Source organism: Pelomonas nitida (genome assembly GCF_043555975.1).
Classification (GTDB): Bacteria; Pseudomonadota; Gammaproteobacteria; order Burkholderiales; family Burkholderiaceae_C; genus Pelomonas; species Pelomonas nitida.
This window is the reverse complement of sequence record NZ_JBIGIA010000002.1, coordinates 127322-150674: the sequence shown is the minus strand read 5'-3', so window position 1 is coordinate 150674 and position 23353 is coordinate 127322. Positions and strand designations below refer to the sequence as shown.

The window sequence follows — 23353 nt, the reverse complement described above, 5'->3', positions numbered from 1 at the left end:
TTGCCGCTTCGATGTCTCACGGGGGGCTCTCCTGGATCCGTACACTGCGCCCCGCCGCCGACGGCGATCGGGAAGATCGGCCGCGCGTGTTCAAGCAATGCACAGGGAAAGATAGTGATGAAGGTAGTGGGATGGGCAGCAATCTGCGCCCTGGCGGTCGTCCTTGCGGGATGTGGCGGCGGTGGGGGCGGCGCCGCGCCCGCGCCGGATGTTCAGCCCCAGCTGACCCTCACGACCACGGCTCTCAAGGAAGACATGGCCGTGGGCGATGAGTTCGCGCTGAAGATCGACGGCCGCTGGAGCTTCGCCGGCACCGGAACGCTCTACCTGCAACTGCGCGACGCCGGCGCCACCTTCAGCCTGCCTGCCGTCCAGGCAGCCAATGCCGACAACAGCGTCAGCCTCAGCGTTGCGCCGCTACCGGCGTTGGCAGCGGGCAAGCACACCGGGACGCTGGAGTTGCGCGCCTGTAAGGACGCAGCCTGCGCCCAGCCTTTCAGTTCAACGGTGAGCCTGCCCTATGAAGTGACCGTCAGCACCGTTCCCGATTGGGAGACGCACCAAGGCAATGCCCGCCATTCCGGCGAGGTGCCGATCCGGCTGAATCCGGCGAAGTTCAGCAAAGCCTGGGAGTGGCGGCGGCCTGCGAGCACCGACCCCATTGGCGGCATCAACCCGGTCGTGACCCGCGCCGGCAAGGTTTATGTGACCACGGACGTGTATTTCAGCGAGGCCCGCCTCTACGCGCTGAACGAGGCGACCGGCGCCGAAGTCTGGTTCCAGTCCATGGGCAACGCGCCGGCCTTCAATCCGCCGGCCATTGGCGCGGGCAAGGTGTATGCCGCGGTTACGGGCCATGAGGCGACCTTCCTGTGGGCCTTCGACCTGAACACCGGCACGTTTCAGCACAAATCGGCCTTCACGGGGCAGTGGCCGCATTTCCTGGCGCCGACCGTCGTGGACGATCAGGTCTATCAAGGCAGCGGCTACTACGGCGGCGAGATCAAGGCCTTCTCCACGACCGACGGCAGTCTCAAATGGACGGCCGTGGCGGGGGGCACCTGGGACATGTTCACGCCCGCAGTGGACAGCCAGTCGGTCTACCACCACGACGGTGCGTCGCTGTTCGTGTTCGACAAGGTCACGGGAGCTGAGAAGGCCCGCATCGCCGACCCCTTTGGATCGTCGTCTGGCTACGACTACCACGGTGCGCCCGTGCTGGGCGGAAGAGGCAACGTCATCTCCTTCGCGGGCGGCGCGTTCAGCGGGCGGGCCAGCGCCAACGTCGAGCATTACGAACAGCGCAAGCTGTCGAGCTTCTCCATCGCTGATGCGAAGTACGAGTGGTCAACGGCTGGCGCCTACCTGACTGCACCCGCGGTGGGCGGTGGTGTGATCTACGCCGCCCGTAACAGCCCGATGGCCTTGGACGCGATTGATGAGGCAACTGGCAAGGTGCTGTGGACCTGGAGTGCGCCAGGCACCTCGGACACCAGCTTTCACCGCAATATGGTGCTGACGAGGACGCATCTGTTCGTCAGCACGAACAGCAACGTGTACGCCATCGACCTCAAAACCCGGCAGTCCGCTTGGAGTTATGCGGCGCCTGGCATGCTGGCCATCTCAGCCGATCGGACGCTTTACATCGCGACCGGGGCGAGTGAGAGCGATGGTCGTCTGGTGGCGGTGCGGCTGAAGTAGAGCCGGCAACTTACCGGCGACCAGGCTGAGCAGCACCGGCGCGGCAATCAGCAGGGCGAGCAGCGGAGCAGTCTTCTTCATGCAGTGGCTGTCGACGCGGCGCGGATGATGCCAACGTGCCTCGGCTGGCCCACACCACAACGCCGGCAACCGCTGTAGGCCGTCTTGATGTGGCTCTCATGCCGCGACGGACAGGCCCCCGATGCTCTACACGGGCGCGCCGCGCCTTGGATCTGCGCGACCCAGTTGCGGACCGCGCGCCCAGCGGGTCACCCGTTCTGCGCCGAGTTCGATCGCCAATTCAGTCGCCCCTCGGCAAGCACATCGTCAAGGCAATCGCGCTCAATGAGCGCGCCGTGCTGGGCAGCAAGATGATCAAGGAATTCGGCGACGGCGGCGCAGTGATGGGGCGTCAACAAGGAAAACCTTGTGCAGGATGGGCCCTCAGAAACGTTCATAACGAAGTGCGTCATGAACAGATCGCCCGATTTGTCGCGCGCTTGCGAGCATGCAAGCTCCATCAGCCGAGGCAGCAGATACGCAGTGGCCTGCGGCGTCAGGTCGTGCAATGGTCCCCAGGCCACGGTGCCAAAGTTGGCGACCTCAAGCAATTCACGCGGAAGTCCCCCGAGCATCTCCTCGTAGTCATGGCGCTCCGGTTCATACAGATCGCCAACAACGTAAGTCTCGGGTTTTGCAAAGCACGCAAAAGCCAACGCGACGTTCTCAAGCGAGAAGGGCGTTGCCGCTCCGAATTGCTGCGCGCAGGTCGTCACGTTGCGGAAACTTTTCGGCTTACCCGGCCAACCCCGCGTACACGTGCTGCACGTCGTCGTTGTCGTCCATCGCGGCCAGGAAGCTTTCCACCTCTTCCAGTTGCTCGGCGCTGAGGCTGCTGGCGGCGATGGGGTTCTTGGGGCGGTAGCCCAGCTTGGCGCTGAGCACGGTGAAGCCCTGGGCGGGCAGCGCGCGGCTGACGAGGTCCAGGTCGGTCGGGTCGGTCAGGAAGACCGTGACGCCGTCCTCGTCGGCCGGCAGCAGGTCTTGCGCGCCGGCCTCGATGGCGGCGGTGTCGGCATCGGCGCCGGGCGTGGCGGCTTCGGCCTCGATGAGGCCCAGGTGGTCGAAGTCCCAGCTCACCGAGCCCGGCGTGCCTTGCTGGCCCTTGCGGAACAGCACGCGCATGTCGGAGGCGGCACGGTTGGTGTTGTCGGTCAGCACCTCCACCATGACCGGCACGCGGTGCGGGGCGAAGCCTTCGTAGATGACCTGCTCGAAGTGAACGGTCTCACCGGTCAGGCCCGCGCCCTTCTTGATGGCGCGGTCCAGCGTGTCCTTGGGCATGGACACCTTGCGCGCCGCCTCGACGGCCATGCGCAGCTTGGCGTTGTCCTTGGGGTCAGCGCCATTGCGCGCCGCGATCATGATGTCCTTGGCCAGCTTGCCGAACAGCTTGCCCTTGGCATTGGCCGCGATGTCTTTGTGTTTGGCTTTCCATTGGGCGCCCATGGGGTGTCGTCCTGTCTATGTCTATTGAGCCCGGCGTATCGTGGCCTGGGTAGGGGCGATACTTTACGAGCTCATTGCAGGTTGCTCGTGTGGTTCGACAGACAGGGATCAGCCGACAACTGTTGATGCCGGAACCAGTGCGGGGAGCCGTTGTTCCACTGCTAGGCAGGCGTTGGCGAGCTGAAGCGCCCCTGACTCCAACTTCGCCTTCTCCCCTGTATTCGAGGCGGCCAGCTTTGTCGTCGCATCAATAAGGTTTTGCATTGCTTCAAGAAGTGCGGGAGGGCCTGCGATTTGGTTCATGGCAGCCTGCAGTTTGGCGACCTCAGCAGGTAGCCGCGCCGAATCGACCGGAACCGCGACATGGAGGAATAGCTTGCCGGTCACGGACTGTATTGAGAACTGTAGTTGGGTCGCTTCCATGTCGATCCGCAGCTTCTTTGCTTTGGCCAGTGCTTTCTGCTGCGCCGGGCGCATGAAGACGAAATGCACTAACAACACAATCACCATGAAGGCGGCAGTCACGCCAAGCTGGTTCCAGCGAACTGAGCTCAAAATTTCAGCAAACATGTTTCACATTCCTGTGGCGCGCAAGGTGCGTCGATTTGCCGGGGTGTCCCGAAAAAACGCTGATGCCGAGCCTCAATCCGAACTCCCCAACGTCGCCACCACCTTCCTCGTCTGCCCGCTGCGCCACACGGTCAGCGTCACCTTCTCGCCGATTTGACGCGTCTCCAGCAGGGACAGCATGTCGTCCAGGTCAGCCACGGCCTGGCCGTCGACGGCGGTGATGACATCGCCCGGCACGATGCGGCCCAGCCGGTCGCGGCCGAAGGGTTTCAGGCCGGCGGCGGCTGCAGGGCTGCCGTTGCCCACGTCCACCAGCAGCACGCCCTTCGGCGCCCCCAGCGCCTTGGCGAGGTTCTCCGGCCCGGAGGTGACGCCCAGCGCGGGCCGGATGAAGCGCCCGTCGCGGATCAGCCGCGGCACGATGCGATTCACCTCGTCCACGGGAATGGCGAAGCCGATACCGGCGCTGGCGCCGCTGGGGCTGTAGATGGCGGTGTTGACGCCGATCAGCCGGCCGGCGGAATCGAGCAGCGGCCCGCCGGAGTTGCCGGGGTTGATGGCCGCGTCGGTCTGGATGGCGCCCTTGATCGTGCGGCGCGTGACGGACTCGATCTCGCGGTTCAGCGCCGAGACGATGCCGGTGGTCAGCGTCTGGTCCAGCCCGAAGGGGTTGCCGATGGCGTAGACCTTCTGGCCCACCTGCAGGTCGCGGCTGGTGCCCAGTTGGATGGCGGGCAGCTTGTCGCGCGGCGCCTCGATGCGCAGCACGGCGATGTCCCGGTCGGGATAGGCGCCGACCAGCTTGGCGGGGAAGCTGCTCTGGTCGTTCAGCGTGACGGTGGCACGGTCGCCGCCCTGGATGACGTGGAAATTGGTGACGACGTGGCCGTCGCCATCCCAGACGAAGCCGGTGCCGGTACCGCTGGGCTGCTCGCTGGTGCGCAGCGAGAAAAAATCTCTTTGCACGGCGAGCGTGGTGATGTGCACCACGGACGGGCTCGTGCGTTTGAAGACGCTGATGTTGTTCTGTTCCTCGGCGTCCAGCGCGCCGCGCAAGGTGGCGGTGCGGGGCTGGGCCGCCTTGTTCTGGGCCTCGGCGGCGCCGGTGCCGGCGCCGAGCCCTACGATGAGTGCCAGGGTGAGCAGACGCTGGTGCATGGATGGGGTGGCGGTTGCGATACCGCCCATTGTGGTTGTTAAAGGAGGGCCGACGATGAAGCGGACATTAGTGAGCCTGGGGCTGTGCCTGGCGTTTTCGGGCGCCGGTGCGCAGCAGGTGTGGAAGTGCGAGGTGGCCGGCAAGGTCAATTTCAGCGACAAGCCCTGCCCGCAGGCGGGCAACCCGGTGCCTGAGCGCAGCCTGCGGCCCAACGTGGCCGAGGCGCTGAGGCCGGAGGCGGTGCAGACGGCGCTCGGGCGGCCGGCGGCAGCGGGCGGGGCCTCGTCGCCGCAGGGCACACCGGCGGCGGCGCCATCGGCCAACCGTTGCCCCAGCGAGGCCGAGATCCGCAGCATGGAGACGCGCGCGAATTCCACGTCGCTGGGCGACGCCGAGCGCCAGTTCATGCAGGACGAAGTGCGCCGCGCCCGCCAGTGCCGTGCCGGGCAGGGCAGCTACACCGAGGCCGACTGGGACATCAGCCGCGAGGCCCAGGCCGCGCAGAGCCAGCTGGGCGACCGGGCCCGGGCCGATGCGCGGGTGCGTGCCGAGTCGGTGCACAGCGCCGCGGACGCGCTCGAGGGCGACCGCATCGCCCGCCGCCGCATCGAGGAAGAGCGCCAGCGCCGCGCCCAGCAGTTGCAGGCCCAGCGCGCGCAGGCTGGGCAGGCTGGGCAGGCTGGGCAGGCGGCCCAGGGGCCGCAGAATGCGGCCTCAACACCGCTTCGCTGAACCCACTTGTCCTCGACCCGTTCCGACCGCCTCGACGCGCTGCGCGGCGCCGCCATCGTCTGGATGGCGGCGTTTCATTTCAGCTTCGACCTCAACCACTTCGGCTGGATCCGGCAGGACTTCTACCGCGACCCGGTCTGGACCTGGCAGCGCGCCTGCATCGTCAGCCTGTTCCTGTTCTGCGCCGGAGGCGGGCAGGCCCTGGCCTTGCAGGCAGGGCAGACGACGCAGCGCTTCTGGCGCCGCTGGGCGCAGGTGGCCGGCTGTGCGCTGCTCGTGACGGCGGGCTCGTGGTTCATGTTTCCCAAGAGCTGGATCAGCTTCGGCGTGCTGCACGGCATCGCGCTGATGCTGGTGTTGCTGCGGCTGGGTCTGGCGCGGCTGCCGGCGGCCCCGCTGCTCGCGCTGGCTGCGGTGGCCGTCGCACTCCCGGCGCTGGTTCAGCACCCGCTGTTCGACAACCGCTGGACGAACTGGATCGGCCTGGTCACGGCCAAGCCGATCACGGAAGACTACGTGCCCGTGCTGCCCTGGCTGGGCCCGATGCTGCTGGGCTTCGTCGTCACGCGGCGCTGGCCGGCGCTGTGGCAGGGGCGGGCGCCGCAGCCGCTGGCCCAGCTGGGGCGCTGGTCGCTGAGCTTCTACATGGTTCACCAGCCGGTGCTGATCGGCGTGCTGATGGCGGTCAACGCGGTGCGATGAGGCGCTCGGCCCACCTCGAAGCCTGTTTCGGGGCCAAGGCGTGCGGCCGCGCGACGGGAAACGCGCGATGGCGGGCCGGCCGCCGAGGCGAAGCGCGGACAATGGCGGCATGAGCTCCCCCAAGTCCGTCCTGTTCGGCTTCCACGCCGTCACCGTCCGCCTCAAGACCCATCCCGACTCCGTCGCCGAGGTGCATTTCGATCCCGCCCGGCGTGACCAGCGCATGCGGGCCTTCATCGAGCGTGCAAAGGAGGGCGGCGCCAAGCTCGTGGAAAGCAGCGATGAACGGCTCACGCAACTGGCCGGCAGCCCGCGCCACCAGGGCGTGGTGGCCCGCGTGGCGACGCTTGCACAGTCGCATTCGCTGGACGACGTGCTCGATGCCGCTGAATCGGAAGGCAAGGGCCCGCCGCTGGTGCTGGTGCTCGACGGTGTGACCGACCCGCACAACCTGGGTGCGTGCCTGCGCGTGGCCGACGGCGCCGGCGCGCATGCCGTTGTCGCCCCCAAGGACCGTGCCGTGGGCCTGAACGCCACGGTGGCCAAGGTGGCCAGCGGCGCGGCCGAGACCGTGCCCTACCTGATGGTCACCAACCTGGCACGCACCTTGAATGAGCTCAAGGAACGTGACATCTGGGTCGTCGGCACGTCGGACCAGGCCGAGCGCTCGATCTATGACCTCGACCTGAACCGCCCCATCGCCTTCGTGCTCGGGGCCGAAGGCGAGGGCATGCGCCAGCTGACGGCCAAGACCTGCGACGAGCTGGTGCGCATCCCGATGGCCGGCGCGGTCGAGAGCCTGAACGTGTCGGTGGCGTCGGGCGTGTGTCTTTATGAGGTGCTGCGCCAGCGCACGACGGCCGGACGTCGATAATTCTGACTGTTTAGAAAAATTTGGAGCAGCCACCATGGCCGTCATCGAAGTCAAGCACCCGCTCGTCAAGCACAAGATCGGCCTGATGCGCGAGGCGGACATCTCCACCAAGAAGTTCCGCGAGCTGACCGGCGAGATCGCGCGCCTGCTGGCCTACGAGGCCACGGCCGACTTCGTCACCGAGAAGGTCACCATCGAATGCTGGAGCGGCCCGGCCGAGATCGACCAGATCGCTGGCAAGAAGGTCACCGTCGTGCCCATCCTGCGCGCGGGCCTGGGCATGCTGGACGGCGTGCTGGACATCCTGCCCAACGCCAAGGTGTCGGTGGTGGGCCTGGCCCGTGACCACGAGACGCTCAAGCCGGTGAACTACTTCGACAAGTTCGTCGGCAACCTCGAAGCCCGCACGGCGCTCATCATCGACCCGATGCTGGCCACGGCGGGCAGCATGATCGCCACCGTCGACTTGCTGAAGGCACGCGGCTGCAAGGACATCCGCGCGCTGGTGCTGGTGGCCGCGCCCGAGGGCGTGAAGGCGCTGACGACCGCCCACCCCGACGTGCGCTGCTGGACGGCGGCGATCGACAGCCACCTCAACGAGGTGGGCTACATCATCCCGGGTCTGGGCGACGCGGGCGACAAGATCTTCGGCACGACCTGAACGGCCTGGCGGGCTGACGAACCGCTAGCGGCCGGCCCAGCGCGCCAGGGCCTCGTAGACCAGGTAGCGCACGCGCTCGAAGCCGGCCGTCGACGGGCACCAGACGTCGAAGTCGAACAACTCCTGCGGCCGCAGGCCCACCGGCGCCGCGCGCACGCTGATGCCCAGCGGCACGGCCTCGGCCTCGAAGGCGCGCATCGCGCGGCGCATGTGTTCCTCGTGCGTCACCAGCAGGATGTGCCGCACGCCGGCCTGGGCCAGCAGCGGCACCGTGTTGGCCGCGTTCTCGCGGGTGTCGCGGGAGCGGCCCTCCGCCCAGCGCAGCGGCAGGCCGTAGTCCTGCTCGGCCACGCGCGCGACGATGCTGGCCTCCGGTTCCCGCAACTCGCCGGCCGTCCAGCCGATGCCGCCGGAAAACGCCAGCGGCCAGCCGCTGCGCCGCGACAGCCACACGCCGTAGGCCAGGCGGTCCCCCGTGATGGCATTGGGCCGCCCCTGGCCGAACGGGCGCACCCAGCGCCGCACGCCGCCGCCGAGCACCAGCACGGCGCCGTGCGGCTGGCCGCGCAGCGCGACCACCTCCTCCGGGCCCAAGGCGGGCGGCAGACCGGCGGCGCGGCTCAGCCACTCGGCGGCGACTTCCGTTGACGACAGCCACAGCAGCACCAGCGCGGCGGCGAGCATCCAGCCGCCGGCGCGCCGGCCTCGTTTGAGCCGCCAGCCGCCCCAGGCCGCGAGCGCCAACAGCGGCGCGGGCGGCAGCAGCGCGGCCAGCATCAAGGTCTTGAATCCGGAATAGTCGAGGGCGAGGCTCACGTGGCCATCATCGCCGACAACAATAATGCCCCCCGCGACCATGAACCTCTCTCGTTCCCCTCTCCGACTCGCGCTGTGGGCCCTCCTGGGCCTGTCGGCCCTGCTGACCTTGTTGCTGCTGATCGTGACGCTGGCGCTGCCCGGCTGGGTCAGCGGGCGCGGCGCGGCGCTGGCCGCCGAGGCGCTGGGCCGGCCGGTCAGCATCGGGCACGCCCAGTTCCAGCCTTGGCGGCTGGCGCTCGTGCTGGACGATGTGCAGGTCGCCGGTGCGGCGCCCGACCGCCCGGCGCTGTTGACGCTGGCGAAGCTGGATGTCGCGCTGTCGCTGCGCTCGCTGGCACGCGGCCGGCTCATCATCGAGTCGCTCGCCCTGACACGGCCTGAGCTGCGCCTGGCGCGCACGGCGGACGGGCACTACGACATCGACGACATCCTGCAGCGCTTTGCCAGCAAGCCGGCCGGCAGCGGCAACGACGGCGGTGAGCCCCCCGAGTTCGCCGTCTACAACATCGAGCTGGACCAGGGCCGGCTGCTGTTCGACGACCGGCCGGTGCAGCGCCAGCATGAGCTGGCGGCCCTGCATCTGGCGCTGCCTTTCGTGTCGACGCTGGCCGCTGACGTGGAGGTCAAAGTGCTGCCGCGGCTCAGAGGGCGTCTCGACGGCGTGGCTTTCGACAGTCGCGCCGAGGCGCTGCCATTCCAGGACGATGCCAGCGGCCGGCTGACGCTCAAGCTGGCCGGGCTCGACATGGCGCCGCTGGCGGCCTACCTGCCGGCCAGCCTGCCGCTGCGGCTGAACGCGGGGCGGCTCGATGCCGACCTGGCGCTGGATTTCGCCGAACTGCCGCAGCAAGCCCCGAGCGTGAAGCTCAGCGGCACCCTGCAGATGCATGAACTGGCCCTGGCGCAGCCCGACGGCCAGCCGCTGCTGACGCTGCAGCAGCTGAGCCTGCCGCTGCTGGGCGTGCAGCCGCTCCAGCGCGAGCTGGCCTTCGGCCAGATCCAGCTGCAGTCGCCGCGGCTGTGGTGGCGGCCGCAGCCGGCCGGCAGCGGCGGCGGCGACGGGGGCAGCGCCACACCCTGGCGCGTCAGCCTGGCTGGCGCTGAGGTCAAGGACGGGCGGTTGGCGCTGCGCGAGGTCGAACTGGAGGCCATCGAGCTCAAGCTCGGTGCGGCGGCCTGGCCGCTGAAGTCTGCGGCTCAGCTGGACGCGAGCCTGCGTTTGGGCGAGGGCTCGCTGAGCGCGCAGGCCAAGCTGTCGCCCGAGGCGCTGCAGGCGCAGGCCGAGCTGCGTGACCTGGCGGTGGAGCGCCTGGCGAGCTGGTTGCCGTTGCCGGGCGGCGCGCAGCTGGCCAGCCGTCTGTCCGGGCGGGCCGAGTTGCGCGTGAAGCAGCCGCTGGCCGACGCGGCCGTCGACCGCACCCAGCTGACGCTGCGCGAGGTGCAGCTGCGCGACGGTCGGCTGAGCCTGTCGGCCGCGCCGGTGCTGGCGCTTGCCGAGGCGGCGCTGGACCAGGCCGAGATCGACCTGGCCGGCCGACAGGTGCGCCTTGGCATCTTGAAACTGGAGGCGCCCCGCGCCCAGCTGGCGCGCGCCGATGACGGGCGCTGGAACATCGACGCGCTGCTGCCGGCCGCTGCAGCATCGGCGCCAGCGGCAGCGGGCCCGGCCTGGAAGTTCCAGTGGGCGGGCCTGCAGCTCGCACGCGGCGCGCTGCGCTGGCGTGACGCCGCCGTGCCGGCGGGCGTGCCGTCGGTCGCCTTGGCGGTGGAGCCGTTGCGTGTTGAACTGGGGGCCGCTGCCTGGCCGGCCGCAGCAGCGGTGCCGACCCAGATCACGGCGCAGGTGGCAGCGCTGGGCGCCGACGACCGGCCCATCGCCGCCACGTCGGGCAGCCTGCAATGGCAGGGGCGGCTGGGGCTGGCCCCGCTGTCCGCCAAGGGCAGCCTGCAGGCCCAGGCGCTGCCGCTGCGCCTGCTTGACGCCTATCTGGACCCCGCCTGGGGCCTGCATCTGCAACGCGCCGAACTGGGTGTGAAGGCCGACATCGATGCCACCCGCCGCCCCAGCGGCGCCTGGCAGGCGACGCTGAGCGGTGACATGCGCGTGGGCCCGCTGGCGTTGATGCAGGCGCGTGTCGTGGAGGGGCAGCGCGTTGTCGGCGAGGACCTGCTGAGTTGGCAGCGTCTGCAGCTGGACGGCTTGAACGTCGCGCTGGCGCCCGACGTGCCGCTGCGGGTGGCTGTGCGCGACGCCGCGCTGGACGACGCCTACGCACGGCTGATCGTCAACGAGCAGGGGCGCTTCAACCTGCGCGACGTCGGCCCGGCGCAGGCGGCCTCGGCACCGGCCAGCGCGCCTGCACCGGCCGGCGCCGCGTCGGCACCGGTGTTCGCCGTCGAGCGGCTGCGCGTCAGCCGCGGCACGGTGGATTTCAACGACCGCTTCGTGAAGCCCAACTACAGCGCCCGGCTGACCGAACTGCAGGGTTCGCTGGGCGCGTTTTCGTCCGGCGGTACGGCCATGGCGCCGCTCACGCTGCGCGGCAAGGTGGCCGGCACCGGGCTGCTGGCGATCGATGGCCAGCTCAAGCCCGGCGCGCCGCTGGCCATGGACGTGCAGGCCAATGCCAGCGACATCGAGCTGGCGCCGCTGTCGGGCTATGCGGCCCGGTACGCCGGCTATGCCATCGAACGCGGCAAGCTGTCGGCCCGGCTGCGCTACAAGGTCGAGCCCGGCGGCCAGCTCGAAGCCAGCAACCAGATCATCCTGAACCAGCTGACCTTCGGCGATGCGGTCGAGAGCGCCGATGCAACCTCGCTGCCCGTGCGCTTTGCTGCGGCGTTGCTGAAGGACCGTGACGGGGTCATCGACGTGAACCTGCCCATCAGCGGCTCGCTGAACGATCCCGAGTTCAGCGTCGGCGGGCTGATCGGCAAGCTGTTGCTGAACCTCATCGGCAAGGCGCTGACATCGCCGTTCTCGCTGTTCACGGGCAGCGACGCGGCGCAGGAGGCGCAGGTCATCTTTGTGCCGGGCAGTGCAGACCTGGCGCCGACCGATCGGCTCGACCACATCGCGCGGCAGCTGGCCGACAAGCCCGGCGTGCAATTGACGCTGACCGGCTGGGCCGACGCCGAGACGGAAGTCGCCGCCATCCGCGAGAAGCGCCTGGACGCGGCCCTCCAGGCCGAGACGGCGGCCACGCCCGACGCGGCCTTGAAGCGGCTCTACGAGGCCAGCAAGCTGCCCAACAAGCCTCGCAACCTGCTGGGCCTGGCCAAGGACCTGCCCCCGGCGCAGATGCGTGGCATGCTGATGGGAAGTTATGAGGTGGGCGACGAGGCGCTGCGGCAACTCGCCGTCGCCCGCGCGGTGGCGGTGCGAGACGCGCTGCTGGCCCGTGGCGCGCCGAGTGCGCGCGTTTTCCTCGGCGCGCCCAAGCTGTGCGACGGGGCTTGCGAGGGCAACTGGCGCCCTCATGTGGAACTCTCCCTGGGCGCTCATTGAAAATCACGGCATGAACCTTGAACGCATCACCCTGGCTGGCGGCTGTTTCTGGTGCACGGAAGCCGTCTACGAACGCGTGCGCGGCGTGCATCGCGTCGAGAGCGGCTACAGCAACGGGCAGGGGCCGGCCCCCAGCTACGAAGCCGTCTGCGGCGGCAACACCGGCTTCGCCGAGGTCGTGCGGCTGGACTTCGACCCCGCCGAGGTGTCGCTGCGCGAGCTGCTGGAGGTGTTCTTCACCATCCACGATCCCACGTCGCTGAACCGGCAGGGCGCCGACGTCGGCACGCAATACCGCTCGGGCATTTACTGGCACACGCCCGAACAGCGCGAGCTCGCCGAGCAGGTGCTGAGAGAAGCCAATGATCACTACGGCGGTCGCGTCGTGACGGAACTCTTGCCAGAGACCAACTACCACCCGGCCGAGGCCTATCACCAGCACTACTACGCCCGCCATCCTGAGCAGGGCTACTGCGCCTTCGTCGTGGCCGGCAAGGTCGACAAATTCATGTCCAGCTTCAAGCGGTTGATCAAGTGATGCTCGGTTGGAGCGGGCTCGTCCATCACTACGCGGGCGCCACAGACACTCTGCGCTATGTCGATTTCTCGCTGGGCCGCGGTCGCCACCTGCTGCTGCGTGGCGCGTCGGGTGCCGGCAAATCCACTTTGCTGGCGCTGCTGTCCGGTTTGCTGCGCGTGCAGCAGGGTGAGCTGGAGGTGGCCGGCACCTCGCTGGCGGGCATGAGCGCACGGGCGTTGGACGCCTGGCGCGGCGAGACGCTGGGCGTCGTGCCGCAGCGGCTGCATCTGAGTGACGCCTTGACGGTGGCCGAGAACCTGGCGCTGCCCGCGCTCGCGGCCGGCCAGCGGGCCGACACCGCCCGCGCCGCCGAACTGCTCGAGGGCTTGCAACTCGCCGAGCTGGCCGAGCGGCGGCCGCATCAACTGAGCGTGGGCCAGGCCCAGCGCGTGGCTGTGGCACGCGCCCTGATGCGCCGCCCGCGATTGCTGCTGGCCGACGAGCCGAGCGCCAACCTGGACGACGACCACGCGCTGCACATGCTGGCGCTGTTGCTCGACGCCGCCGAGCGCGAAGCCTGCACGCTGGTCATCGCCAGCCATGACGGTCGCGTCATCGAGGCCCTGAGCGCCCGCGAGGACGTTGCCGAGGTCGTGCTGCGCGGCATGCAGCCATCGGGGCAGATGGAGGTGCCGACGGGCAGTTCCACCAGCTACTGGGCCGACGAGGGGTTTGCATGATCCGGCTCGCTTGGCGTTATCTGTGGTCCAGCCCGCTGACGACCGCACTCAATCTGTTGCTGCTGACTCTCGGGCTGGCGGCGGTGACCTTCGTGATGCGGGCCAGCAACCAGGTCGAGGCGGGCCTGCGGCGCGATCTGGCGAGCATCGACCTCGTCGTGGGCGCCAAGGGCAGCCCCATGCAGATCATGCTGGCTGGCGTCTTCCACCTCGACGCCCCCACCGGCAACATCCCGCTGGCCACGCTGGAGGCGCTGAAGCAGCAACCCCTCGTGGCCCAGGCCGTGCCCATGTCGCTGGGGGACAGCTACCAGGGGCACCGCATCGTCGGCACCACGCCGGACTACCTCGACCTGTACGCCGCCAGCCTCGCCCAAGGCCACGTGTGGGCGGCGCCGATGCAGGCGGTGCTGGGCGCTGAGGTGGCGCGCCGCAGCGGGCTGCGCGTCGGCGACCACTTTGCCGGCAGCCATGGCCTCGGAGAGGGCGGAGAGGCGCATGGCGACCACCAGTTCGAGGTTGTGGGGGTGCTCGCCGAGTCGGGCAGCGTGCTGGACCGGCTGGTGCTGACGGACATTGCCTCCGTGTGGGCTGTGCATGCCGGCCACTCGGAGCGGCGTGAAGCGCATGCCGACGGGCATGACGACGACGCGCGCGAGATCACGATGGCCCTGGTGCGCTACCGCAGCCCGCTGGGCGCGGCACTGCTGCCGCGCTGGGTCAATGCACAGGAAGGGTTGCAGTCGGCGGCCCCGGCGCTCGAGACGGCGCGGCTCATGCGCCTGGTGGGGGCCGGTACCGAGGTGCTGCAGGGCTTTGGCATCGTGCTGCTGGCGGCGGCGGGGCTGTCGGTCTGGGTGGCGCTGCTGCACGCCGTTCGGGCGCGCCAGGGCGATCTGGCCATGCTGCGCATGCTGGGGGCTCCGGCACGCCGCGTTGCCGCGCTGATCGCGCTGGAAGCGCTGATGCTGGCCGGGCTGGCCACGCTGCTGGGCCTGGCGGCCGGCCATGGCCTCGTGCTGCTGCTGGAGCAGTTGCTGGCGCAGCGGCAGTCGCTGCGCTTGGGAGGACTGGGCTTGAGCGAGGCCGAGTGGCTGGTGCCGCTGCTGGCGCTGGTCATGGCGCTCGTCGCGGCGGCCTGGCCGGCTTGGCGCGCGTATCGGCTGGATGTGACCACGCTGCTGCAGGCGCCGCGCTGACGCACGACAATCGCCGCACCATGAAGTTCAAGCCGCTTTTCTCCATCGCTCTTTGCCTGGCCGCCGCCTCGGCGCTCGCCCAAACGCCGCCGGCACTCGGCCAGGGCCCCGGCTATCACGACCCGCGCAGCCCCTTCAAGCCGCTGGAAGAGCGCGCCGACATCGTGTCGTGGACGCTGCTCGCGCAAGTCACCGCCCGGGCCGAGAAAAAGAAGATCGTGCCGACCTTCCCCGCGGCCGTGCAGGCGCTGGACCGCAAGACGGTCAAGGTGCAGGGCTTCATGATGCCGCTGGAGGCGGGCGACAAGCAGCAGCATTTCCTGCTGTCGTCGGTGCCCACGACCTGTTCGTTCTGCGTGCCCGCCGGCCCCGAGGGGCTGGTGGAGGTGCGCACGAAGAAGCCGGTGCGCTATACGCTCGAGCCCGTCGTCGTCGAGGGCCAGCTCGCCGTGCTGACCGACGATCCCTACGGCCTCTACTACCGCGTCGAGGACGGCAGCGCCGTCAACTGAGCAGCGTCTCGGGCTAGGGTGCCAGCCGGTCGCGGGCCCAGCCGTCGTCACCGAGTGTGAAGCGCAGCCGGTCATGCAGCCGCGAGCGGCGGCCCTGCCAGAACTCGAAGCGGTCCGGCAGCAGGCGATAGCCGCCCCAGTGCGGCGGCCGTTCCGGGTTCAGGCCATGCTGCACGGCGGCCTTGGCGGCGTTGGCCACGAGCACCCCGCGGGAGCTGATCACGCGGCTCTGCGGTGAAGCCCAAGCGCCCAGTCGCGAGTCCAGCGGGCGGCTCTTGAAATAGTCGTCCGACTCCTGCGCCGATGTCTTCTCGACCCGACCTTCGATGCGCACCACGCGCTCCATCTCGACCCAGTGGAACTGCAGCGCCGCGAACGGGCGATGCGCCAGCTCTTCGCCCTTGCGGCTTTCGTAGTTCGTGAACCAGACAAAACCGCGCCCATCGCAACCCTTGAGCAGCACGACGCGGGTCGACGGCCGGTCGTCGGCCCCCACCGTGGCCAGCGTCATCGCCGTGGGTTCGGACACGTCATGGGCGATGGCTTCCTCCATCCAGCGGTTGAACAGCGCCAGCGGCCCATCGGCGGCTTCGGCCTCATCCAGTTCACCCAGTTCGTAGCTTTTTCGGAAATCACTCAGCTTGCTCATGAGGCCGAAGTATGCAGACCTTCCCTTAAGTGAACGCCCCAGTTTCTCAACGCCGCGCCCGCCCGGCATGCTTGCGGCACTGCAGCAAGGATGAACAGGTCTCCCTGATGATCGAACGACGCCCCGCCGTCGTGGTGCTGGCCGCAGGACGCGGGTCACGCTTCCGCGGCACAGGACACAAGCTGGAGCAGGCGCTGGCCGCCACGCCCGGCGCCGACACCTTGCTGACGCGCACGCTGCGCCATGCCATCGCCACGCAGTTGCATGTTGTCGTCGTGACGACGCCCGCGCTGGCGCCGGCCGCCCATCAGTGGGTGGCGGCACGCGATGTCGTGACGCTGCCGGAACGTGACGCCGAGGACCGCCCCGTGCCCATCGGCATGGGCCATTCCATCGTTGCCGGCGTCAGTGCGGCCGGCGACGCGGCGGGTTGGTTGATCCTGCCCGCCGACATGCCGCTCGTGACGCCCGCCACCATCACGGCGGTGGCCGAGGGCTTGTCGCGCTACCCGGTCTGCTATGCCCAGTACCGCGGCATGCAGGGCCACCCGGTGGGCTTCGGCACGGAGCTGTTCTCGGAGCTGATGGGCTTGCAGGGCGACGAGGGCGCGCGGCGCATCGTGGCGCGCTATCCGGCCCAGCCCATCCCGGTGGACGACCCCGGCGTGCATGTGGACGTCGACACAGTCGAGGACCTGGCCCGGCTGGTCGGCTGAATCAAAGCGGCGCGCACAGGCCGTGGCGGGCCGCCAGATGCGCCTGGCGCTCGAGCTCCCGGTCACGGATGCCGTGCTCGCGCAAACCCTGGACGGTGCGCAGCAGGTACTCGAGCGTCGTGCCATAGCGCCCGCGCGCATGCTGAAAGATGTGCAGCAACTCGGGTTCGTGCAGCGGCCCCGTCCAATTGGGGCTCTGGCGGGACAAGGTGAAGGCCAGCGCGCGCAGCCGGCCGGTGCCTGGCGCATCGGTCGCGCAATTGAGCCAGCGCGGCTCGTAGACGCCGTTGGGCATCTCGCGCGCCCACAGGCGCGGCAGCACCTCCGCCCCGGCCGCACGCGGGATGCGATAGACCAGGCCGCGGCAACTGCCGCCCGACACCAGCGCCAGCACCAGCCCGGGCTGCTGGGGCGAGCCGCGATTGACGCTCGAGCGCATGCGCAGCACACGATGAAAGCCGGTGACCTTGGCCTGCAGGGCCTGGGCATACTCGAACTCCGGCCGCCAGATCAGCGAGCCGTAGGCGAACAGCAGCAGGTCGTCGCCGCTGTCCTGCCATTCGGCCGTCGTGCGCTGCAGCAGCTGGGCGCTGCGCGCCGGGCCGTGAGGAATGTGGATTGCCTGGGAAGCCATCGCCACTCATCTTGTCATGGCGGTACCCAGGTCGTAACCCGGGAGTCGTTGCGGGGAAGTAATATGGTTACCTAAAATTCCATGGGGTGGTTACAAAATCCCGGAGATACAGCGATGAATTCCGTACTCAAAGAAGTCACCCACCGCATCAGCGAACGCAGCGCCCGGCTGCGCGGCGATTACCTGGCCCGCATCGGCCGCATGGACGGCCGCCAGCGCGGCTTCGAGCGCATGGGCTGCGCCAACGTGGCGCATGCCGTGGCGGCGCTGCCGGCGAACGACAAGCTGCGCATCGTCGCCGAAAAGGCGCCGCACCTGGGCATCGTCACGGCCTACAACGACATGCTGTCGGCCCATCAGCCTTACGAGGGCTACCCCGACCTGATCCGCGCCGAAGCGCACCGGCTGGGCCTCACGGCGCAAGTCGCCGGCGGCGTGCCGGCGATGTGCGATGGCGTCACGCAGGGCCTGCCGGGCATGGAGCTGAGCCTGTTCTCGCGCGACACCATCGCGATGAGCACGGCCGTGGCGTTGACGCACGACGTGTTCGACGCGGCGCTGCTGCTGGGCATCTGCGACAAGATCGTGCCGGGCCTGCTGATCGGCGCGCTGCATTTCGGCCATCTGCCCTGCGTCTTCGTGCCGGCCGGGCCGATGAGTTCGGGCATCTCCAACAGCGACAAGGCCAAGGTGCGCGAGTTGTACGCGCAGGGCAAGGTCGGCCGCGACGAGCTGCTGAAGAGCGAATCCGCCGCCTATCACGGCGCCGGCACCTGCACCTTCTACGGCACGGCCAACAGCAACCAGATGCTGCTGGAGGCGATGGGCCTGCACGTGCCGGGCAGCGCGTTCGTGCATCCGCACGACGACCTGCGCGTGGCGCTGACCCGCGAGGCCGTGGCCACCGCGCTCGAGATCAGCGGCCGCGTGGCGGGCAAGGCGGCCAAGCCCATCGGTAAGGTGGTCGACGAGCGCAGCATCGTCAACGCGATGGCCGCGCTGCTGGCCACGGGCGGCTCCACCAACCACCTGATCCACTGGGTCGCGGTGGCCCGCTCGGCCGGCATCCTGATCGACTGGACGGACTTCTCCGACCTGTCGTCCGTCGTGCCGCTGCTGGCCCGGGTCTATCCGAACGGCAGCGCGGACGTGAACCAGTTCCAGGCCGCCGGCGGCCCGGGCTTTGTCATCCGAGAACTGCTGGATGCCGGCCTCATGCATGAAGACGTCATCACCGTTGGCGGCGAGGGCTTGCGCCCCTATGCCTTCGTGCCACGTGCCGTGGGGCAGGGCGGCGAGGTCTTGCGCGAGCCCTTGCCGGCCGCCAGCGCCGACGACAGTGTCGTGCGCACGGCCGCTGCGCCGTTCAGCACCACGGGCGGCTTGAAGCTGCTGGCCGGCAACCTCGGTCGTGCGGTCATCAAGTCGTCCGCCGTGCCCGAAGACCGCCACACCATCGAGGCACCTTGCCGCATCTTCACGACGCAGGAGGCGATGCTGGCCGCGTTCAAGAACGGCGAGCTGGAGCGGGACGTCGTCGTCGTCGTGCGCTTCCAGGGGCCCCACGCGAACGGCATGCCGGAGCTGCACAAGCTGACGCCGCCGTTGGCCGTGCTGCAGGGCAAGGGCTTCAAGGTGGCGCTGGTCACCGACGGGCGCATGAGCGGCGCATCGGGCAAGGTGCCGGCGGCCATCCACGTCAGCCCCGAGGCCCTGGCCGGCGGCCCGCTGGCGAAGCTGCGCGACGGCGACGTCGTGCGCGTGTGTGCGGTCAACGGCGTGCTGGCCGCGCTGGTGGACGATGCGGCCTGGGCGGCGCGCGACAAAGCCAAGCTCGACCCGGCCGAGGCCGACGTCAACGCACACGGCCTGGGGCGTGAGCTCTTCGCCGGCCTGCGGCGCAATGTGCTGAGCGCGGAAGAGGGCGCCATCACCTGGCTGTGAACCTCCGGGCTGCAGCGCGCGGCGCGCCGTGAACCCGGCGACGCAGGCTGCCGCCCTTCAACAAGGAAGAGAACCGATGCTTGAAACCCTGAGCCTGGCCAGCCACGGCCCCGTCATTCCCGTCATCGTCATCCAGCGCCTCGAGGACGCCGTGCCGCTTGCCGAAGCGCTGGTCGCCGGCGGCGTCAAGGTGCTGGAGGTGACGCTGCGCACCCCGGTCGCGCTGCAGGCCATGGAAGCCATGGCGCGCGTGCCCGGTGCCATCGTCGGTGCCGGCACGCTGCGCACGCCGCAGGACGTCACGAACGCCCGCAACGCAGGCTGCCAGTTCGGCGTCAGCCCGGGCTACACAGATGCGCTCGCCGCCGCGTGCAAGGCCGAGGGCCTGCCGCTGCTGCCGGGCGTGTCGACGGCGTCGGAAGTGATGCAGGCCAATGCAGCCGGCTTCGGTTTCCTGAAGCTGTTTCCCGCCGTGGCCGTGGGTGGCGTGAACCTGCTCAAGGCGCTGGCCGGTCCGTTCCCCGATGTGGCGTTCTGCCCGACCGGCGGCATCTCGCTGGAGACCGCGCCGCAGTTCCTGAAACTGCCCAACGTCAAGGTCTGCGGTGGTTCCTGGCTCACGCCGCAGGATGCCGTCGATGCCAAGGACTGGGCGCGCATCACCCGCCTAGCCGCCGAGGCCGCCGCATTGCGCGGCTGAAAGCGCTGTCAGCGCGTCGGTGCCGTGGGCGCTGACGTGCTGTCTGGCCGGATTCAGGCCGCCAGACGCACTGCCGCCGTTGCCGCCCGGCGCGGCGACGCCAGCCGCCGTAGCTCATCCAGCACTGGCCCCTGCCAAGGCAGCAGATACACCAGCGTGGCCAACGTCGCCCGTCGCCGCGACGACAACAGCGGCCTGCCACGGGCATCGAGCAGTAGCACGTTGGAGCGCACGCTGAGCGGATCGGCCTGCGCGATCGTGCCTTCGCTGAGCTCCACCCAGTCCCATTCCAGCCAGGCGTTGACGTCGGCATAAGCCCGCTCCCAGCGCGTCACGCCGGCCATGCGCTCCTCGCCGCCGGCCGGGCGCACCACACGCGTCTGCGCATGGTTGACCTCCGCCGCCGCGCTCGACAGCGCGGCCACGGGCCAGCAAACACTGCCTTCAGGCAGTCGGATCAAGCGTGACATGGGCAACTCCTCACGTTCGTGCAATTCGAACTGGAGGACAGTTTGTGTTCACCGTAACGACCGTACAAGCTGGCAGACTTGGCAGGTATGGGTGCTTTCGAAATGAACTATCAACAGCTGATCGACGTTGGGATGAGTGCCAACTTCGACAGTTTCGAGCGCCAGTTGGTTTCCGCAGCAGGTGCCATGGGCTTTCCGATCATTTCCGGAGCGTTGATGCGAGGCCAGCTGGCATCCGATGGCATGGCCGGGAGAACCTTCGGCAATACCCCGCCGGGGCATGTGGATGCAGCGCGTGACCTGGGTGACGCCCTGCGCGATCCCGTGCTTGAGCGACTCATGGCTCAGCCGCTGCCAGTGGTGTACGACCGGCAGACCTATGTCGAAGCGGGTGCAAGTGAGTTGTGGGAGCGCCAGGCACCCTACGGCTACAAGACCGGCATCGCGATCAAGCTCTACCTTCCCGGTGACAAGACCTTCTTGCTCGGCGTGGATCGCGAGGAGAGTCTGCCGTCGCCGGGTGAGGGGCTGACGCAACTGGTGGGCGGTTTGCAGACGCTGGCTTCGCACGCCATGGTGGCGGCAGATCGGCTGGTGAGCCTGAAGCTCAACGAGCGTGAGCTGGCCAGGCTGCCAAAGCTGACGAAGCGGGAAATGGACGTTTTGACCTGGACGGCGCAAGGCAAGACGGCCTGGGAAGTCAGCGTCATCCTCGGCATGAGCGAGAAGACGGTGAACTTCCATCTGGGCAACACGATGCGCAAGCTCGGCGTGAGCTCCAAGCACCAGGCCGTTATCAAATGCTTGTCTGCGGGTCTTCTTTGATGGGCGCAAGCTGGCAAACCTGCCAGGTTTCAGGTGGGGTCAAAGCGTGCAAAGTCAGGGCTGTTGTTCAACCCCTGCCACTCTTTGCCGGAGCTTTCAAATGAGCCTCATCGATATCATTCTTGAAGTCCTCAGCATCCCGCGTTTCGGCTTCTAATTGCAGCCGAGTTTGGCGGCCTTCATTTCGGTGAAGGCCGCCAATTGCTTTTTCAGGGTCCGAGTGCCTGACGCGTTGGCAACTCGGTCTTGCTCACACTGTGTCCATATCTTCTGAAACCTATGCCCGGCTTCTGAGCCTCGCCGACCAGGCGCCGCTCGAATGCCTGCCGCTGACCGCGCGGACGCTGGATCGGGCCAAGACGCTTGGCTACAACCAGATCGGCCAAGTTCGCTCGGCGCCCACGAGCCGACTCGTTGGCGACCTCGGCGAGGAACGCGCGGAAGAGCTGCGCCGAGCTCTCTACGACTTTGGCATGCGCCAGCCAGGCACGGCCGACGCGCTCGTCTGATCGGGCCTTCTTCCGCCGTTCTCACGGCGCCACTGTCAGGCTGTGATGGCGTTGCCGTCATGGCCTGAAGCCGCTGGGCACCAACGCCGCGGCGGCGTGTTCTTTCCTCGGTCGGTCCGCATGCATGCGAGCATGCGGGGCTTGAAACCGGCAGCCCAGGCTGCCCAGCCCCGCTTTCCCCGCCATGCAAGACCGTGACCTCCCTCTCGAATCGTGGCCGCGCCGCGCCGCGTTGCAGCATTTCCAGCACATGGCGCAGCCGGCGTTCAGCGTCACCGCGCCGGTCGACGTGACCGGCCTGCGCGAGCGCGCGGCCGCGCATGGCGCCACACCCTGGTTGGCCTATCACCATGCGGCGCTGGAAGCGGCCAATGCCGTGGACGGCATGCGGCAGGCGCTGCGGGCCGATGGCGGCGTGCGGGAGTTCGGGGCCATCCATGCCAGCACGACGGTCTTGCGCGACGACGGCAGCTTCGGGTTCCTGACGCTGCCGCGCGAGCCGTCGCTGGCGGCCTTTGCGGCGCGCGCGCGTCCCGGCATCGAACGGGTGCGCCGTGCGACAGGTGATCTGTTTGCCGCCGACGAGCCCGGCGACGTGCAACCGCAGACGCTGGTGCACATGACGACGCTGCCCTGGCTCGCCTTCACGGCCTTCACCCATGCGCGCGGCCAGGGCGACGACCGGCCCAAGGTGGCTTTCGGCCGTTTCACGGCGCAGGGCGGGCGGCTGACGATGCCGGTCTGCGTGGATGTGCACCACGCGCTGTGCGACGGGGTGCACGTGGGCCGATTCTTCGAGCAGCTCCAGGCAAGGCTGGACGCGATCTGAACGCTATCGGAACGCCGCGCCGGCGTCAGCCGTCGATCGTCACGATGACGGGGGCGTGGTCGCTCGGCCGCTCGTTCTTGCGCGGCAGCTTGTCGATCTCGCAGGCCGTGACGCGGGGCTTCAGCGCGTCGCTGACGAGGATGTGGTCGATGCGCAGGCCCTGGTTCTTGCGGAATGCCAGGTTGCGGTAGTCCCACCAGCTCCAGCTCTTGGGCGGCTGCTCGAAGAGGCGGAAGGCGTCGGTCAGGCCCAGCGCCAGCAGCTGCCGAAAATGCTCGCGCTCCTCGGGCGTGCAGTGGATCTGGCCGGCCCAGGCGACGGGGTCGTAGACGTCGCGGTCTTCCGGCGCGATGTTGAAGTCGCCCATCAGCACGAGCTGTTCGTGCTGCTTCATCTCGTCGGCCAGATAGGCGCGCAGGCCCGTCAGCCAGTTCATCTTGTAGGTGAACTTGTCGCTGTCCGGTGCCTGCCCGTTCGGAAAGTAGCCGCCGATGACACGCACGCCGCCGACCGTGCCGGCGATCACGCGGGCCTGTTCGTCGGCGAAGCCGGTGATGTTCTTCACCACGTCGTCGGCACGCTCGCGGCTGATCAGCGCCACGCCGTTGTAGGTCTTCTGGCCGAACCACTGCACCTGCCAGCCGGCCTCGCCGATCTCCTTGGTCGGGAATTTGTCGTCGGTGAGCTTGGTTTCCTGCAGCACCAAGGCATCGACGGGATGAGTGGCCAGCCAGTCCAGCACTTGCGGCAGGCGGATGGCCAGCGAATTGACGTTCCAGGTCGCGAACTTCTTCATGCGGGCATCCTAGTCCAGCGAATCAGTGAAATTGGTGGTGCGTGAGCCCTTGGCCAGCCGCAATCAAGGCGCAAG

General features: G+C 68.7%; 25 protein-coding genes. 16 read left to right on the top strand and 9 right to left on the bottom strand.

Annotated elements, in window-relative coordinates; genetic code table 11:
• Positions 1-117: 117 nt before the first annotated feature.
• Positions 118-1701, top strand: a complete 1584-nt coding sequence (locus ACG00X_RS03205; protein ID WP_394486494.1) for an outer membrane protein assembly factor BamB family protein — start codon at positions 118-120, stop codon at positions 1699-1701.
• Between the two features lie 269 nt (positions 1702-1970).
• Here ACG00X_RS03205 and ACG00X_RS03200 read toward each other — a convergent pair whose 3' ends face one another.
• The 4 genes from ACG00X_RS03200 to ACG00X_RS03185 all read right to left on the bottom strand — a co-directional run bounded on the left by ACG00X_RS03200 (position 1971) and on the right by ACG00X_RS03185 (position 4938).
• Entirely contained in the window at positions 1971-2477 is a 507-nt protein-coding gene (locus tag ACG00X_RS03200; RefSeq protein WP_394486493.1) for a hypothetical protein, read from the bottom strand.
• Between the two features lie 19 nt (positions 2478-2496).
• Positions 2497-3210, bottom strand: a complete 714-nt coding sequence (locus ACG00X_RS03195) for a YebC/PmpR family DNA-binding transcriptional regulator (RefSeq protein WP_394486492.1) — start codon at positions 3208-3210, stop codon at positions 2497-2499.
• A gap of 108 nt (positions 3211-3318) precedes the next feature.
• Positions 3319-3780, bottom strand: a complete 462-nt coding sequence (locus tag ACG00X_RS03190; protein WP_394486491.1) for a hypothetical protein — start codon at positions 3778-3780, stop codon at positions 3319-3321.
• A 72-nt stretch (positions 3781-3852) separates the two neighbouring features.
• Positions 3853-4938, bottom strand: a complete 1086-nt coding sequence (locus ACG00X_RS03185) for a S1C family serine protease (protein WP_394486490.1) — start codon at positions 4936-4938, stop codon at positions 3853-3855.
• A 55-nt stretch (positions 4939-4993) separates the two neighbouring features.
• On the opposite strand from ACG00X_RS03185, the gene ACG00X_RS03180 reads away from it, so the two are divergent.
• The 4 genes from ACG00X_RS03180 to upp all read left to right on the top strand — a co-directional run bounded on the left by ACG00X_RS03180 (position 4994) and on the right by upp (position 7908).
• The gene (locus tag ACG00X_RS03180) at positions 4994-5671 is read left to right on the top strand and encodes a DUF4124 domain-containing protein (protein ID WP_394486489.1); all 678 of its coding nucleotides are present in this window, start codon (positions 4994-4996) and stop codon (positions 5669-5671) included.
• Between the two features lie 6 nt (positions 5672-5677).
• The gene (locus ACG00X_RS03175) at positions 5678-6373 is read left to right on the top strand and encodes an acetyltransferase domain-containing protein (protein WP_394486488.1); all 696 of its coding nucleotides are present in this window, start codon (positions 5678-5680) and stop codon (positions 6371-6373) included.
• A 109-nt stretch (positions 6374-6482) separates the two neighbouring features.
• Positions 6483-7247: a 23S rRNA (guanosine(2251)-2'-O)-methyltransferase RlmB gene (gene rlmB / locus ACG00X_RS03170; protein WP_394486487.1), complete on the top strand. Its 765-nt coding sequence runs from the start codon at positions 6483-6485 to the stop codon at positions 7245-7247.
• 34 nt (positions 7248-7281) lie between these two features.
• Entirely contained in the window at positions 7282-7908 is a 627-nt protein-coding gene (gene upp, locus ACG00X_RS03165; protein ID WP_394486486.1) for a uracil phosphoribosyltransferase, read from the top strand.
• Between the two features lie 24 nt (positions 7909-7932).
• On the opposite strand, the gene ACG00X_RS03160 is transcribed toward upp, so the two are convergent.
• Complete coding sequence (locus ACG00X_RS03160; RefSeq protein ID WP_394486485.1) at positions 7933-8724, bottom strand: YdcF family protein; 792 nt, start codon at positions 8722-8724, stop codon at positions 7933-7935.
• A 40-nt stretch (positions 8725-8764) separates the two neighbouring features.
• Between ACG00X_RS03160 and ACG00X_RS03155 the strand changes: the two genes are divergently transcribed.
• Genes ACG00X_RS03155 through ACG00X_RS03135 form a run of 5 tightly spaced genes read left to right on the top strand, consistent with a single transcriptional unit; the run spans position 8765 to position 15206 of the window.
• The gene (locus tag ACG00X_RS03155) at positions 8765-12235 is read left to right on the top strand and encodes a DUF748 domain-containing protein (protein ID WP_394486484.1); all 3471 of its coding nucleotides are present in this window, start codon (positions 8765-8767) and stop codon (positions 12233-12235) included.
• 10 nt (positions 12236-12245) lie between these two features.
• Positions 12246-12773 carry a peptide-methionine (S)-S-oxide reductase MsrA gene (gene msrA / locus ACG00X_RS03150; RefSeq protein WP_394486483.1) on the top strand — a complete coding sequence of 176 codons (528 nt, stop codon included), beginning with the start codon at positions 12246-12248 and terminating at the stop codon, positions 12771-12773.
• Entirely contained in the window at positions 12773-13495 is a 723-nt protein-coding gene (locus ACG00X_RS03145; RefSeq protein WP_394486482.1) for an ABC transporter ATP-binding protein, read from the top strand. Before msrA ends, ACG00X_RS03145 begins: the two co-directional genes overlap by 1 nt.
• The gene (locus tag ACG00X_RS03140) at positions 13492-14694 is read left to right on the top strand and encodes an ABC transporter permease (RefSeq protein ID WP_394486480.1); all 1203 of its coding nucleotides are present in this window, start codon (positions 13492-13494) and stop codon (positions 14692-14694) included. The genes ACG00X_RS03145 and ACG00X_RS03140 overlap by 4 nt, the downstream gene beginning before the upstream one ends.
• 20 nt (positions 14695-14714) lie before the next feature.
• Complete coding sequence (locus ACG00X_RS03135; RefSeq protein WP_394486479.1) at positions 14715-15206, top strand: DUF3299 domain-containing protein; 492 nt, start codon at positions 14715-14717, stop codon at positions 15204-15206.
• Between the two features lie 13 nt (positions 15207-15219).
• Here the strand turns inward: ACG00X_RS03135 and pdxH are convergent, their stop codons facing one another.
• Positions 15220-15855: a pyridoxamine 5'-phosphate oxidase gene (pdxH, locus tag ACG00X_RS03130; RefSeq protein ID WP_394486477.1), complete on the bottom strand. Its 636-nt coding sequence runs from the start codon at positions 15853-15855 to the stop codon at positions 15220-15222.
• A 107-nt stretch (positions 15856-15962) separates the two neighbouring features.
• On the opposite strand from pdxH, the gene ACG00X_RS03125 reads away from it, so the two are divergent.
• Entirely contained in the window at positions 15963-16571 is a 609-nt protein-coding gene (locus tag ACG00X_RS03125) for a nucleotidyltransferase family protein (RefSeq protein WP_394486476.1), read from the top strand.
• Between the two features lies 1 nt (position 16572).
• On the opposite strand, the gene ACG00X_RS03120 is transcribed toward ACG00X_RS03125, so the two are convergent.
• Positions 16573-17205 carry a gamma-glutamylcyclotransferase gene (locus ACG00X_RS03120; protein ID WP_394486475.1) on the bottom strand — a complete coding sequence of 211 codons (633 nt, stop codon included), beginning with the start codon at positions 17203-17205 and terminating at the stop codon, positions 16573-16575.
• A 114-nt stretch (positions 17206-17319) separates the two neighbouring features.
• Between ACG00X_RS03120 and edd the strand changes: the two genes are divergently transcribed.
• Positions 17320-19149 (top strand): phosphogluconate dehydratase, encoded by a 1830-nt coding sequence (gene edd / locus ACG00X_RS03115; RefSeq protein ID WP_394486474.1) that lies wholly within the window; start codon positions 17320-17322, stop codon positions 19147-19149.
• A 76-nt stretch (positions 19150-19225) separates the two neighbouring features.
• A complete protein-coding gene (eda, locus tag ACG00X_RS03110; protein ID WP_394486473.1) occupies positions 19226-19849 on the top strand; it encodes a bifunctional 4-hydroxy-2-oxoglutarate aldolase/2-dehydro-3-deoxy-phosphogluconate aldolase in 624 nt (207 codons plus the stop codon).
• Between the two features lie 53 nt (positions 19850-19902).
• Here the strand turns inward: eda and ACG00X_RS03105 are convergent, their stop codons facing one another.
• Positions 19903-20319, bottom strand: a complete 417-nt coding sequence (locus ACG00X_RS03105; RefSeq protein WP_394486471.1) for a DUF4902 domain-containing protein — start codon at positions 20317-20319, stop codon at positions 19903-19905.
• 87 nt (positions 20320-20406) lie between these two features.
• Here ACG00X_RS03105 and ACG00X_RS03100 point away from each other — a divergent pair, with 87 nt between their 5' ends.
• From ACG00X_RS03100 to ACG00X_RS03090, 3 genes are all read left to right on the top strand, one after another.
• A complete protein-coding gene (locus ACG00X_RS03100) occupies positions 20407-21144 on the top strand; it encodes a helix-turn-helix transcriptional regulator (protein ID WP_394486470.1) in 738 nt (245 codons plus the stop codon).
• 257 nt (positions 21145-21401) lie between these two features.
• The gene (locus ACG00X_RS03095) at positions 21402-21653 is read left to right on the top strand and encodes a hypothetical protein (RefSeq protein WP_394486469.1); all 252 of its coding nucleotides are present in this window, start codon (positions 21402-21404) and stop codon (positions 21651-21653) included.
• Between the two features lie 184 nt (positions 21654-21837).
• Positions 21838-22482 carry a CatA-like O-acetyltransferase gene (locus ACG00X_RS03090; RefSeq protein WP_394486468.1) on the top strand — a complete coding sequence of 215 codons (645 nt, stop codon included), beginning with the start codon at positions 21838-21840 and terminating at the stop codon, positions 22480-22482.
• A gap of 25 nt (positions 22483-22507) precedes the next feature.
• Here the strand turns inward: ACG00X_RS03090 and xth are convergent, their stop codons facing one another.
• A complete protein-coding gene (gene xth, locus ACG00X_RS03085; protein WP_394486467.1) occupies positions 22508-23278 on the bottom strand; it encodes an exodeoxyribonuclease III in 771 nt (256 codons plus the stop codon).
• Between the last annotated feature and the right edge of the window lie 75 nt (positions 23279-23353).